The organism is Kitasatospora sp. NPDC029367 (genome assembly GCF_055569135.1).
Map to the genome: position 1 here is coordinate 1 of NZ_JBVHYH010000100.1, position 13,270 is coordinate 13,270.

General features: G+C 73.2%; 8 protein-coding genes. 4 read left to right on the forward strand and 4 right to left on the reverse strand.

What is annotated here, in order from left to right; genetic code table 11:
- Positions 1–166: 166 nt before the first annotated feature.
- On the reverse strand, positions 167–1,630 hold the full coding sequence (locus ACZ4W5_RS34700; protein ID WP_465659060.1) for an APC family permease: 1,464 nt from the start codon (positions 1,628–1,630) through the stop codon (positions 167–169).
- Positions 1,631–1,961: 331 nt separating this feature from the next.
- Here ACZ4W5_RS34700 and ACZ4W5_RS34705 point away from each other — a divergent pair, with 331 nt between their 5' ends.
- Together ACZ4W5_RS34705 and ACZ4W5_RS34710 are read left to right on the forward strand one after the other, a co-directional pair.
- A complete protein-coding gene (locus ACZ4W5_RS34705) occupies positions 1,962–3,113 on the forward strand; it encodes an ABC transporter substrate-binding protein (protein WP_465659062.1) in 1,152 nt (383 codons plus the stop codon).
- Between the two features lie 366 nt (positions 3,114–3,479).
- Complete coding sequence (locus ACZ4W5_RS34710) at positions 3,480–4,496, forward strand: hypothetical protein (protein ID WP_465659064.1); 1,017 nt, start codon at positions 3,480–3,482, stop codon at positions 4,494–4,496.
- Here ACZ4W5_RS34710 and ACZ4W5_RS34715 read toward each other — a convergent pair.
- Positions 4,478–4,999, reverse strand: a complete 522-nt coding sequence (locus tag ACZ4W5_RS34715; RefSeq protein WP_360244962.1) for an NUDIX hydrolase — start codon at positions 4,997–4,999, stop codon at positions 4,478–4,480. The two genes, ACZ4W5_RS34710 and ACZ4W5_RS34715, sit on opposite strands and share 19 nt — an antisense overlap.
- Positions 5,000–5,134: 135 nt before the next feature.
- Here ACZ4W5_RS34715 and ACZ4W5_RS34720 point away from each other — a divergent pair, with 135 nt between their 5' ends.
- Positions 5,135–6,094 carry an ATP-grasp domain-containing protein gene (locus ACZ4W5_RS34720; RefSeq protein WP_360244959.1) on the forward strand — a complete coding sequence of 320 codons (960 nt, stop codon included), beginning with the start codon at positions 5,135–5,137 and terminating at the stop codon, positions 6,092–6,094.
- A 51-nt stretch (positions 6,095–6,145) separates the two neighbouring features.
- On the opposite strand, the gene ACZ4W5_RS34725 is transcribed toward ACZ4W5_RS34720, so the two are convergent.
- Together ACZ4W5_RS34725 and ACZ4W5_RS34730 are read right to left on the reverse strand one after the other, a co-directional pair.
- On the reverse strand, positions 6,146–10,216 hold the full coding sequence (locus ACZ4W5_RS34725) for an ABC transporter ATP-binding protein (protein ID WP_465659066.1): 4,071 nt from the start codon (positions 10,214–10,216) through the stop codon (positions 6,146–6,148).
- 343 nt (positions 10,217–10,559) lie between these two features.
- Positions 10,560–11,267, reverse strand: coding sequence for an SACE_7040 family transcriptional regulator (locus ACZ4W5_RS34730; protein WP_465659068.1), 708 nt, complete (start codon positions 11,265–11,267; stop codon positions 10,560–10,562).
- Between the two features lie 133 nt (positions 11,268–11,400).
- On the opposite strand from ACZ4W5_RS34730, the gene ACZ4W5_RS34735 reads away from it, so the two are divergent.
- Positions 11,401–13,113 (forward strand): carboxyl transferase domain-containing protein, encoded by a 1,713-nt coding sequence (locus tag ACZ4W5_RS34735; RefSeq protein WP_465659070.1) that lies wholly within the window; start codon positions 11,401–11,403, stop codon positions 13,111–13,113.
- Positions 13,114–13,270 lie beyond the last annotated feature (157 nt).

A 13,270-nucleotide genomic window follows, 5' to 3' on the forward strand; every position in this document is an offset into this window, starting at 1 on the left:
TGGGTGTTTGCGGGGGGGGGTGTCCTCTTCGGGGGGAAAAACGACCGGGTGCTTTCCCCCCGTGCGTTCCTTGGGGGGGGGGGGGGGGGGTCCCCCCCCCCCCCCCCCCACCAGCACAGGCCCACGAAGCTCTTCACGGCTGCAACGATAACTCCGGTCCCCGGTGTCAGTCCTCCACGACCAGGGCCCGGGTGTCCTCGCGCAGCGTCTCGCCGCGGAAGAACTCCGGGCGGACCCGGCCGTACCAGGTCATCAGCGCGGCGCCGAGCAGCAGGATGCCGACGCCGATCACGAACACCGAGCCGATGCCGAACACCGCACCGCTGCCGTAGTCGGGGGACCAGGCGTCGGTCAGGGTCTGGAGGAAGACGGCGCTCAGCAGCAGGCCGCCGAGCAGCGGGGCGACGCCCTTGAGCAGCAGGTCGCGCAGGCTGGCGCGGAGCGAGTGGCGGAAGTACCGGACGCAGGAGAAAGCGGTCAGCGCGTAGTAGAAGCAGATCATCAGACCGAGCGCCAGGATGGTGTCCTGGACGACGTTCTCGCTGATCAGGCTCATGCCGACGTAGAAGACGGCGGTGGCCAGGCCGGCCGCGACGGTGGCGTAGCCGGGCGTGCGGAACCGCGGGTGGACGGTGCCGAAGCGCGGCGGCACGGCGCGGTAGGCGCTCATCGCGAGCAGGGTGCGGGCCACCGGGATGAAGGTGGTCTGCAGGCTCGCGGCGGCGCTGGCGACGACGGCCAGGAACAGCAGGATGCTCCACGGCGAGCCGAGCACCGGGCGGGCGAGCGCGGCGAAGACGTTGTCGGCCGTCGCCGGGTTGCCGAGGCCGTTGCCGGTGCCGCCGACGCCCGCGAACATCTGGGCGGAGACCGCGACCAGCAGGTACGAGCCGACCAGGGTGACCATGGAGACCATCGCGGCCCGGCCCGGGGTCCTGGCGCTGCCGAGGGTCTCCTCGTTCATGGTGAGGCAGGTGTCCCAGCCCCAGTACATGAAGATGGACAGCGACAGACCGGCGGTGAACGCGCTGAACGAGCCGACCTGGAGCGGGTCGAGCCAGGAGAACGAGAAGCCGATCGAGTCGGGCAGGTCCCCGGCGGCGGCCTTGCCGATGGCGATGGCCGAGAAGAGCAGCAGCACGGCCAGCTGGAGGCCGACCAGGCCGTACTGGAACCACTTGGTGGCCGTCATCCCCCGGTAGCTCATCGCGGTGGCACCGGCGATGAGCAGCACCACGGTGAGCAGGTGGACGGCCTTGTGCTGGTCGAGCCCGGCGATCCAGCTGCTGCCGGTCATCTCACCGAGCATCAGGTAGAGGAACTCCGTCGCCACCCCGGCCAGGTTGGAGAGCACGATGATGGTGGCGACAGTCAGTCCCCAGCCGGCCATCCAGCCGACCCGGGGGCCGAAGGCCCTGACCGTCCAGGTGAAGGACGTACCGCAGTCCGGGAAGTCCTTGTTCAGCTCCTTGTACGCGAACGCGACGAGCAGCATCGGCAGGAAGCCGGCCAGGAACACGGCCGGCATCTGGACCCCGACCGCGGTGACCGTCGGTCCGAGCGTCGCGGTCAGGCAGTACACCGGGGCGACCGTCGAGACGCCCAGCACCACGCTGCCCAGCAGGCCCACCGAGTTGCCCCGTAGACCCTTGTCCCCCGCTCCCCCAGCCGTCCCCGGTTCGGGAACGCCACCACTGGTGCCACTGACCGGGGCACCCTGCGGAGCACCGGGCGCCGTTGCCCGGCCGCTGCTTGTGTGCTCTGAGAGCTGCTGATCAAACACCAGCGCACTCTAAGGCGCGCGAAGAAGGTTGAATAGACCAACTCTTGGTGATTTTATGCACTTACGATGACCTTTGGCCCCTCGGTGACCACCCCCGTGCGGAGGGTGTGCGCGGCGGCGAGATAGGTTTGCCTCACCTAACCTCGACCGTCCGGTCCCGACCGTGAAGGAGCGTCGCGTGGCCCCCGACTCCGACGATTCGAACCTGGCCCTCGTCCTCACCCCCGCCCCCCGCACCCCCAGCCGACGCCGCTTCCTCACCGCCGGAGCGACCGGCGCCGCCGTGCTCGGCCTCGGCGGGCTCCTCGCCGCCTGCGGCAGCTCGGGCGGCTCCGGCGGGTCCGGCGGCTCGGGCGGGTCCGGCGGCAACGGCGGCGGCGCGAAGCCGGGCAGCGGCGGCTCGCCGGACCAGAAGTCGGTCAAGCAGGGCGGCGACGACTACGCCACCGTCATCGAGAAGATGAAGGGCTTCGGGACCGACGCCGCCCCCGGCGTCTACCCGCGCACCGTCAGGCACGCCATGGGCGAGACCGTCATCCCCGCCAAGCCCACCCGGGTCGTGGTGCTGGACACCGGCGAGCTCGACAACGTCGTCTCGCTCGGCATCCAGCCGGTCGGCGTCGTCCACACCGACGCTTCCAAGTCGCTGCCCTCCTACCTGAAGGACAAGGCGGGCAACCCGGCCGCCGTCGGCACCATCAACAGCCTCAACCTGGAGGCGATCGCGGCGCTCAAGCCCGACCTGATCCTCGGCAGCCAGCTGCGCGCCCAGGACCAGTACGCCCAGCTGTCGAAGATCGCGCCGACCGTCTTCTCACTGCGTCCCGGCTACCCGTGGAAGCAGAACTTCCTGCTCAACGCCAGCCCCTTCGGCCTGCAGGCCCAGGCCCAGGCGCAGCTCGACGCCTACCAGTCCGCCGCCACCGCGATCGGCGCCGGGCTCGGCGGCAAGCGGCCCACCATCACGCCGCTGCGCTTCATGCCAGGCCGGACCAGGCTCTACGCCGAACTCTCGTTCATCGGCACCATCCTCACCGACGTGCCGCTGCCGCAGCCCGCGATCGAGCAGGTCAAGGAACTCGCGGTGGAGGTCAGCCCGGAACAGATCGACAAGGCCGACGCCGACTGGATCTTCTACGGCGTGTACGGCAGCCCCAGTTCGACCAACCAGGACGCGGTGCTGGGCGGGGCGCTCTGGAAGACGCTCGGGGCGGTCAAGTCCGGTCAGGCGCGGCCTGTTTCGGACGAGACCTGGTTCCTCGGGCTCGGCGTGACGGCGGCCAACGCGGTGCTCTCCGACCTCAAGGGCTTCGTCGCGTCCGGGAGTTGAGCCGATACGCCCGGTAGGGGCCACCGCTGGTCGCCCGGCGATCACGGCGTGCCTCCGGGCACACGCGCGGAAATGGCGCTTGGAGCTGGTGGCGCGGTGCGGGAGGATCGTCGGGACCGTCCCCCGAAGGGCCCGCCGATGACCTCGCTCCACCCCGGTTCCACCGACCCCGCCCCGCCCGGACTGCCCGGCCCGTCCGGACCGCCCGGGCCCTCTGCGGACGGTGCCGGCTCCTCGCCCCCGGCCGTTGTGCCCCGGCCGCCCGGCGCGGGGGCTCCGCTCTGCTCGATCGCGACGGCGGCTGACGGTGGCGCGACCGGCGCCCCAGGCACCCCAGTCCGGCACGACACGGTGCCGCAGCCGCGCATGCCGGAGGACGTCGAAGTGCGGCTCCGGGAGGCGTTCGCCGCCCGGCTGCGGGCCGCGCGCGCCGAGGGGCGCTCGCTCGCCGAGCTGGCGGCCGCGTGCCGTCGGCCGGTGGCGGAGGTACGGGCGCTGCTCGGCGAGGCCGAGGAGGCGTCCGAGGCGGCGTCCGAGGCCGACACCGGCGCTGGCACCGACGCCGGTACCGGTGCCGGTGCGGGCTCCGCCCCTGACCGGGCCGGGCCGGGGTTCGTCCGGTTCCAGCGGACCGCGGCGCCCGCCGAGGGCAACCGGCCTGCAGCGGTACCGCGTTCGGGGCGCGAGGAGCTCCGGATCCTCGGCTCGCGACGGCCGTCGCCGTCCCGCCGACTGCGGCGGATGCACCCGCTTGCCGACCCGACCGGGCAGGAGGCGGCCGCACGGGAGACGGCCGCGACCGACCCGGCCGGTGCGGGGTGGGCAGCTACACCGGCAGGTGCACCGTCCGGTGTACCGGGGACGGTGACCGATCACCCGGCCTCGGCGCCCCCGGTGGCGTCGGTGCCCTCGGCGCCCGGCGCACACACCGTGGACCGGGCCGGTGCCGGGGTCCGGATCGGGACCGGAGTGGGGATCGAAGGCTGGACCGCTGCCGGGACCGGCACCGAGGAGTTCCGGGCCGAACCACCGCTCGGCATTCTGATCGGCGGCAGCCCGGTCCGGTCGGACGCCGTCGGACGCCCGGAGGAGCGGACGCCGGTCCGGGTGGCGGCGGAGCCGATCCGGGTCGGGCGCGGGACCACCCTGGTCGTGCTGCCCTCCTGGCGTCCCGCCATCGCCGTCTCGGTGTCGACCGAGCAGCTGATCACCGAGACCGGGCTCACCGCCGGGCAACTGGTCGGCGCCCGGCTGACGGTGCGGATGAACCCGTGGGCGCTGCACGACCGGGAGCTCGACCTGCACGGCTGGGAGCTCGGCCCGGTCGGGCCGGGCGGTCGGGCCGCCCGGCCCGGCGGGCGCGGTCAGGCGTTCGGGATGTAACCGAGGTCGACGGGCACCGGAGGGCGCCCGTCGACCGCCCAGCCCGCGCGGACGGGCTCCAGCAACTCCGGTAGCCGGGGCGGCCAGAGCGCGTCCGCGTTCTCGTCGGCGAGCTCGGCCGGGGTCCACCACCGCCAGTCGAGGATCCGGTCCACGGCGTGCACCGCGCTGACATCGCCGACCGGGCCGCGGTGCGGTCCGCGGGTGAGGTAGATGTGCTCGTGCTGACGGACCGGGGTCCCGTGCCAGGTGAAGTCGTGCTCCCAGGTGCAGAGCAGCGGGCCCGGTTCGAGATCGGTCCAGCCTGTCTCCTCCCACAGTTCGCGCCGGGCGCCGACCCGCGGGGTCTCACCCCGTTCCAGCCCGCCGCCGGGCATGGTCCAGTGGACGCCGACCTCGTCGTTGTCCGAACGGAGCAGGAACACCGAGCCGTCGCCGTCCAGCACCACCGTACGGGCGGCCCGGCGCGGAACGCGTCTGTGCGGTCGCAGCAGTCTTCGCATCGGGACACTCTGACAGCGCCCGCACCGGGCGTCGACCGGATTCGCCGTCCCCGCAAACCACTTGGGAAGAACCGGGGCAACCGACCGCCGCCGGACCGCAGCCGGGAACGGCCCGCTGGCCGTACCCTGACCGCCATGCCCGTACCCTCGATCCTCTTCCCCGCCGATCCGCTCAACCCGCGCCGGCCTGATCCGCACTTCGCCTGGGAGGCCCGGCTGCTGCGGGAGTTGGGCGGCGAGCACCACCTCGTCGACCACGACGCACTGCTCGCCGGACACGCCGAGGAAGCGGTACGGCGGGTGTCCCCGGACTGCGGACCGCTCTGGTACCGGGGCTGGATGCTCCCCTCCGCGCGGTACGCCGGGTTTGCCGCCGCCCTCACCGCCCGCGGCGGCAACCTGCTGACCAGCGCGCCCGGCTACGCCGCGGCGCACGAACTGCCCGGCTGGTACGGGGTGTTCGAGGGTGCGACCCCGCCCAGTGTCTGGATCCCGTCCGACGGGACGGCGGCCCCCACCCCGGCGGAACTGGCGGACGCCGTGGCCCGGCTCGGCGGCACCGGGCCGGCGATCGTGAAGGACTACGTGAAGTCCCGCAAGCACGAGTGGCACGAGGCCTGCTACGTACCGGAGTTGGCGGACCTGACGGCCGTTGGGCGGGTGGTCGGGCGGTTCGTCGAGCTGCAGGGCGAGTCCCTGGCCGGCGGGGTGGTGCTGCGGCGGTACGAGGAGTTCGAGCGCGCCGACGGAACGGGCCGGAGCGTCGGCGGCACAGCCGAAGGCCCGGGCGGCGACGGGCGGGCGAACGGCGCTGGCAGCGACGGGCGGGCGGTGGAGGTCCGGGTGTGGTGGCTCGACGGTCGGCCGATCCTGGTGGGCCCGCACCCGGACGCCCCGCACCAGCGGGTCGAGCCCGACCTCACCCACGTCCCCGCGCTGGTGCGAAGACTCGGCTGCCGCTTCGTCACCACCGACCTCGCCAGCCGGGCGGACGGCTCCGGCTGGCGGGTGGTGGAGGTCGGGGACGGCCAGGTGAGCGACCTGCCGCGCGGCATCGACGCCTCGGGTCTGCTGGCCTCACTGATCGCTGCCTGAGCGCGTCGCCCGACCGCCGGACCGCATGGCTGCTGGACCGCCGGGCCGTGGTTACCCGGCGGCGACCGACTCGGCCGGGGCCGGGTGGCCGTCCGCGATGAACGCCTGCCAGAGCCGGGCGTACGTCCCGTCCAGGGCGAGCAGTTCGGTGTGGGTGCCGTCCTCGACCACCCGGCCGTGGTCCAGCACGACGACCCGGTCCGCGCGTTCGGCGGTGGTCAGCCGGTGGGCGATGACCAGGGTGGTGCGGCCCCCGCTGAGCCGGTCCGCGGCCTGGTTGACGGCTGCCTCGCTGGCCAGGTCGAGCGCCGCGGTGGCCTCGTCCAGCAACAGGATGTCCGGGTCGACCAGTTCGGCCCGGGCCAGGGCGATCAGCTGGCGCTGACCGGCCGAGAGGTTGCGGCCGCGGCCGGCGACCTCGTGGTCGTAGCCGCCCGACAGTCCGACGATCATGTCGTGCGCGCCGACCGCCCGGGCCGCCGCCTCCACCTCGGCCGCCGAGGCGTCCGGGCGGCCGTAGGCGATCGCCTCGCGGACCGTGCCCGCGAACAGGTACGCCTCCTGCGGCACCACGCCCAGCCGGTGGCGGTACTGGGCCAGGTCGTAGCGGGTGAGGTCCACTCCGTCGACCCGGACGGTGCCCTCGGTCGCGTCGTAGAACCGCGCGACCAGCTTCACCAGCGTCGACTTGCCCGCACCGGTCTCGCCGACCAGCGCCACCGTCTGACCTGCGGGTATGTGCAGGTCGACGGCGCTGAGCACCTCCGGTGCGCCGTCCGCCCCACCGTTGTAGGCGAAGCCGACGCCCTCGAAGCTGATCTCGCCGCGCAGCCCCTTCGGCACCGGGACCGGATCGGCCGCCGGGGCCGTGGTGGTCGGGGTGCGCAGCAGCTCACGGATCCGGCCGAGGCCCACCGAGGCCTGCTGGTAGCCGTCGAACACCTGCGACAGCTGGTTGACCGGGGCGAAGAACAGGTCGATGTAGAGCAGATATGCGACCAGCGCACCGACCGTCAGCGTCCCCGCGTCCACCCGGGCGGCGCCCACGATCAGCACCAGCGCGGCGGCCACGCTGGAGAGGAACTGGACGAACGGGAAGTACAGCGAGATGTAGAACTGCGCCCGGACCCTCGCCTCCCGGTAGGCGATGCCGCGGGCCACGAAGCGGTCGGTGTTGGTGTCCAGACGGCGGAAGGCCTGGACGATCCGCATGCCGGCCACGTTCTCCTGGAGGTCGGCGTTGACGGTGCTGATCAGGTCGCGGGAACGCTCGTACTGGTCCTTGGACTTCTTCCGGAACACCAGGGTGGCGATCACCAGCAGCGGCAGCACGGCGAAGACCACCAGGGCCAGACCGGCGTCGATGATCAGCAGGGCCACGAAGATCCCGGCGAAGGTCAGCAGGCTGACCACCGCGGTGACCATTCCGGTCTGCAGGAAGGACGTCAGCGAGTCCAGGTCGGTGGTCATCCGGGTCATGATCCGGCCGGTCAACTCGCGCTCGTAGTAGTCCAGGCCGAGCCGGTTGAGGTGGGCGAAGATCTTGAGTCGGAGGGTGTAGAGCACCCGCTCACCGGTCCGGCCGCTGACCCGGTTCTCGGCGCTCTGCACCAGCCAGTCCAGCAGCACCACGACGAGGGCGGTGATCGAGGCGACCGCGACGCCGGCCATCAGGCCCTTGCGGACGCCCTCGTCGATCCCGTGCCGGATCAGCACCGGCAGCACCAGCCCGGCGGCCGCGTCCAGGGTGACCAGCAGGAAGGCGATGAGCAGCGGGACGCGGAAGGGGCGCAGCAGGCGGCCGAGGCTGAAGTCCGGGTCCCCGGCCTCGGCCTCGGCGCGGGGGACGGCGGGGGTGTCGGTGGCCGGCGGGAGCGCGGCGACCTTGGCCAGCAGCTCGGGGTCGGCGGTGCGGGCCGCCTTGGCAAGGGCGGGGGTGGGGAGTGCCGGGGTGGGGAGTGCGGGGGTCTGCGCGGTTGGCCGGTCCTTCTGCTCGGCCGGCGCGGGCTCGGAGCCGGGGGCGTCGGCGGCGGCGGAGCTGGGGGCGGCGTCGGCGGCGGGGGCGGAGTCAGCGGGGGTGTCGGTGGCGGGCCCGGGCTGCGGCTCGGGTGTGCGGCCGGCTTCCGGGTCGGTGATCAGGGCCCGGTACTGGGGACATCGGGCTTCGAGTTCCTCGTGCGTGCCGAGGTCCAGCAGTCGGCCGTGGTCCAGGACCGCGATCCGGTCGGCGAGTTGGAGGGTCGAGCGTCGGTGGGCGATCAGCAGGGTGGTGCGGCCGGTCATCACCGAGCGCAGCGCGTCGTGGATCTCCGCCTCGACCTGCGGGTCGACCGCCGAGGTGGCGTCGTCCAGCAGCAGGATCCGGGGGTCGGTGAGGATCGCCCGGGCCAGGGCGATGCGCTGGCGCTGGCCCCCGGAGAGGGTCAGGCCCTGCTCCCCGACCTTGGTCTCGTAGCCGTCCGGCAGCGCGCGGACGAACTCGTCGGCCTGGGCGACGCGCGCGGCGGCGACGATCTGCTCGTCGGTGGCGTCCGGACGGCCATAGGCGATGTTGGTGCGGACCGACTCGGAGAAGAGGAAGCTCTCCTCGGGCACGATGCCGACGGCGGCACGGACCGAGTCCAGGGTGAGGTCGCGCAGGTCGTGGCCGTACAGGCGGACGGCGCCGCCCGCCGGGTCGTAGAAGCGGGGCACCAGCTGGGCCACCGTCGACTTGCCGGAGCCGGAGGCGCCCACCAGGGCGAGGGTCTCGCCGGGGGCCAGCGCGAGGGTGAGCCCGTGCAGCACCGGGGCCGGGTGCTCGGGGTCGTAGCGGAACTCGACCCGGTCGAACTCCAGGGCGACGTCGGGGGTGCGGGGGCCGACGGTCCCGGCCGGGGCATCGTCCCGGGTGCCCTTCGGGCGATCAGCCGCGGAGTCGGCGGGGGTGTCGGCGGAGCTGGTCGGTGAGGTGGTGCCGTCCCGCGTCAGGTCCAGGGTGAGCGCGTCCGGGCGCTCCTGGACCAGCGGGCGCTCGTCGATCAGTTGCAGGACCCGCTCGACGCCGGCCCGGGCCTGTTGGCCGACCGTGATGACCATGGTCAGCATCCGCACCGGGCCGGTCATCTGGGCGACGTAGGTGGAGAAGGCGACGAAGGTCCCGAGCGTGACCCGACCGTCGACGGCCAGCCAGCCGCCGAAGGCCAGCACCGCGACCTGGGCCAGGGCCGGGATCGCCTGCATCGCCGGGTTGTAGCGGGCGTTGAGGCGGATCGACCGGAGCCGGGCGGCGAACAGGTTGCGGGAGACCAGCTCCAGCTTGTCCTGCTCCTGCGCCTCCTGGCCGAAGCCCTTGACCACCCGGACCCCGCCGATCGCGCCGTCCACCACGCCCGCGACGGCGGCCGCCTCCTGCTGGGCGGCCCAGGTGGCCGGGAACAGGCGCTTGCGACTGCGCCCGCTGACCCACCACAGCGCGGGGGCCATGACCACGGCTATCAGGGTCAGCGGCGGGGACAGCCAGACCATCACGCCCAGCGACATCACGAACATCAGCAGGTAGCCGGTCATCATCGGCAGCATCGAGAGCAGGCCGTTGATCAGCTGGAGGTCGGAGGTCGCGCGCCCCACCACCTGGCCGGTGTCCAGGCGGTCCTGACGGTGGCCGTCGAGCCGGCCGAGCGAGCGGAACAGGTCGCTGCGCATGTCGTGCTGGACATCGAGGGCCAGCTGGCCGCCGTAGTAGCGACGGACCTGGGTGCAGCCGAAGACCACGACGGCGGCGAGCAGCAGCACCACCGCCCACGGGGTCAGCGAGCGGGTGTGGGCGACGATGACGTCATCGATGATCAGCTTGGTGACCAGCGGCACCATCGCGGTGACGGCCATGCCGACCAGCGAGGCGCCGAAGGCGAGCAGCAGGCTGCGGCGGGACCGCCAGCTGTAGCCGATCAGGCGGCGCAGCCAGCCGTCGGCCCGGGCGGTCGCGCCCTCGGCCGGGTCCGGGCTCGGGGCGGCGGCCACCTCCGGCGCAGGGCGTGCTTCGGTGGCCCTCGGGCCGTTGCCGGGGGCCACCGGGTCGGGGCCGGGGGCCGGTTGGCCGCTCGGTGATTGCTCCACCATGGATCCGTGAGTCTCGGGCATATTTAGGGATGCTAACCATTTCGTCGGGTGGCCGCCACGGCATTTCCGGCCGCGCGAGGCGTTCGGAAGTGACTCCGGTACGGCCCGGATCGTCCGGTCCGGCGACTGGGCAACAGCTCGCGGCCTGCGGTGATTCCCGACCGAACACAGCTGCGGCCCGACGCTCCGGCCCTTCCCCCAGGGTCACCCGAGAACCCGGCGTGCGCCCAGCGCCCCGGGGGCAGGCAGGCACCGTCCTTTGGACCTAGGGCCGGGGACGGTACCGGGTCGGCGCCCCGGCATCTGCAGCGGAACGGTCGGAGGTGGACGGCGGGCCAAGAAGAACAGCCGGGAGCGGACGGGCCTACGCGGGCCCGGCCCCCCGGTCCGCACCCGTGGAGTCGGCCGCAACCACGGAATCGGCACGTGTGGAGTCGGCTGCAGCCACGGAGTCGGCGGCCGCGGCGAAGGCGCCGTGGGCGAGGGTGTGCAGCAGCGCGGCCATGTCGCCGCGCTGCAGGCCGGCGCGCTCGCCCTGGGCCGGATTCGGGCCGACGCTGTGCGGCGTCGAGTTGATCAACCCGAAGACCGCGTGCACGGCGGCCCGCGCGACGGGCTCCGCGCCGGGATCGGCGAGCGACGGGTGGGCCTGCCGGACCACGTCCACCCACAGCTCGACGTAGCCGCGCTGGAGCCGCCGGACGGTGCGGCGGTCCTCCTCCTTGAGGTTCAGCAGCTCGCGGTCGTGCAGGGTGATCAGGTCGCGGTCGTTCAGAGCGAAGTCGACGTGGCCGCTGATCAGGGCGTCCAGGGTGGCGGCCGGGCCGTCGCCGCCGCCCGCCCGGCGACGCCCCTCCTCCAGCAGGCGCTCGCTGATGCCGATCAGCAGGTCGGCCAGCATCGCGTCCTTGCCGGCGAAGTGGCGGTAGAGACCGGGGCCGCTGATGCCGACGGCCTTGCCGATCTCGTCCACACCCACGCCGAGGAAGCCCCGGGCGGCGAACAGTCGCGCGGCCTCCCGGCGGATCTGGTCGCGGCGTGGGAGCGCGGAGGCGGTGGGGACGTTCGGCATGCCGCCCATCGTAGACAGTCGGGTTATCGGCCGTTAACCTGGGCGCGTAAGTTAACGTTAATTAACGTGAGGATCAGGGGCGCACCGTACTCGGCCCGCCCGCCTGCTGCCGAGGGCAAGGGAGCTCTTGGGAATGGTCATCTCAACCACCGGTGCCTCCTCCGGCGTCCGGTTCAGCGCAGCGACCGGCACCGCGTCGGCACCGAGTGCCACAGCGCCGGGAGCCGCCGCTCCGGCACCCCGGCTCGGCACCTCCGCCGACCCGGGTTCCGTGGCCTTCCAGGCCAACACCGAGGCACACCGGGCCCTGGTCGCCGAGCTGCGCGCCAAGCTCGACGCCGCCGCCCTCGGCGGGGGCGCCAAGGCGCGCGCCCGGCACACCTCGCGCGGCAAGCTCCTCCCCCGCGACCGGGTGGACACCCTGCTCGACCCGGCCTCGCCCTTCCTGGAGCTGGCCCCGCTGGCCGCCGACGGGATGTACGACGGGGCGGCGCCCGCGGCCGGGGTGATCGCCGGCATCGGCCGGGTCGCCGGACGCGAGGTGGTGGTGGTCGCCAACGACGCCACCGTCAAGGGCGGCACCTACTACCCGATGACGGTGAAGAAGCACCTGCGCGCCCAGGAGGTCGCGCTGGAGAACCGCCTCCCCTGCATCTACCTGGTGGACTCCGGTGGTGCCTTCCTCCCGATGCAGGACGAGGTCTTCCCGGACCGCGACCACTTCGGCCGGATCTTCTACAACCAGGCCCGGCTCTCGGCCGCGGGCATCCCGCAGATCGCCGCCGTGCTCGGCTCCTGCACGGCCGGTGGCGCGTACGTCCCGGCAATGAGCGACCAGGCGGTGATCGTCCGCAACCAGGGCACGATCTTCCTGGGCGGACCGCCGCTGGTGAAGGCCGCGACCGGCGAGGTGGTCACCGCCGAGGAGCTGGGCGGCGGCGAACTGCACTCCCGCACCTCGGGCGTGACCGACCACCTGGCCGAGGACGACGCCCACGCCCTCTCCATCGTCCGCACCATCGTGTCCGAGCTCGGCCCGCGCACGCCCAGGCCGTGGCCGCTCACCGCGGCCGAGCCGCCGGCCGTCGACCCGGCCGGCCTGTACGGGGCCGTCCCGGTCGACCCGCGCACGCCCTACGACGTGCGCGAGGTGATCGCCCGACTGGTCGACGGCAGCCGCTTCGCCGAGTTCAAGGCCGAGTACGGCGCGACTCTGGTCACCGGCTTCGCCCGGATTCACGGCCACCCGGTCGGCATCGTCGCCAACAACGGCGTGCTGTTCTCCGAGTCGGCTGTCAAGGGCGCCCACTTCATCGAGTTGTGCGACCAGCGCGGCGTCCCCCTCCTCTTCCTGCAGAACATCACCGGTTTCATGGTCGGTCGGCAGTACGAGGCGGGCGGCATCGCCAAGCACGGCGCCAAGATGGTCAACGCCGTGGCCTGCACCCGGGTCCCGAAGCTGACCGTGGTGATCGGCGGCTCGTACGGAGCCGGCAACTACTCGATGTGCGGCCGGGCCTACTCACCCCGCTTCCTGTGGATGTGGCCGGGCGCCAAGATCTCCGTGATGGGCGGCGAGCAGGCGGCCTCCGTGCTGGCCACCGTCCGCCGCGACCAGTTGGAGGCGCGCGGCGAGGAGTGGCCGGGCGAGGCGGAGGAGGAGTTCAAGCGCCCGGTCCGCGAGCAGTACGAGCGCCAGGGCAGCGCCTACTACGCCACCGCCCGGCTCTGGGACGACGGCGTGATCGACCCGATGGACACCCGCACCGTCGTCGGCCTCGCCCTCACCGCCTGTGCCAACGCCCCGCTGGCGCCGCCCGCTCCGTTCGGTGTCTTCCGTATGTGACCGCTCCGGGGTGGCCGCCCCGGTGCGAGCACTCCGGTGCGAGCACTCCGGTGCACACTCCGCCGCCACCGCTCCGGTGACCCCGCTCTTCCGGGTGTGACTCCTGCGGCGCCGGTCCGACGACCGGGTCGGCGTCGCAACCGCCCACCGCCACCTC

What these genes read in the sequence shown, in the direction of transcription:
- ACZ4W5_RS34710 (WP_465659064.1), top strand. Translation starts at nt 3,480, where the DNA reads ATGCCGGAGGACGTCGAAGTGCGGCTCCGGGAGGCGTTCGCCGCCCGG.
- ACZ4W5_RS34720 (WP_360244959.1), top strand. Translation starts at nt 5,135, where the DNA reads ATGCCCGTACCCTCGATCCTCTTCCCCGCCGATCCGCTCAACCCGCGC.
- ACZ4W5_RS34730 (WP_465659068.1), bottom strand. Translation starts at nt 11,267, where the DNA reads ATGCCGAACGTCCCCACCGCCTCCGCGCTCCCACGCCGCGACCAGATC.
- ACZ4W5_RS34725 (WP_465659066.1), bottom strand. Translation starts at nt 10,216, where the DNA reads ATGCCCGAGACTCACGGATCCATGGTGGAGCAATCACCGAGCGGCCAA.
- ACZ4W5_RS34715 (WP_360244962.1), bottom strand. Translation starts at nt 4,999, where the DNA reads ATGCGAAGACTGCTGCGACCGCACAGACGCGTTCCGCGCCGGGCCGCC.
- ACZ4W5_RS34735 (WP_465659070.1), top strand. Translation starts at nt 11,401, where the DNA reads ATGGTCATCTCAACCACCGGTGCCTCCTCCGGCGTCCGGTTCAGCGCA.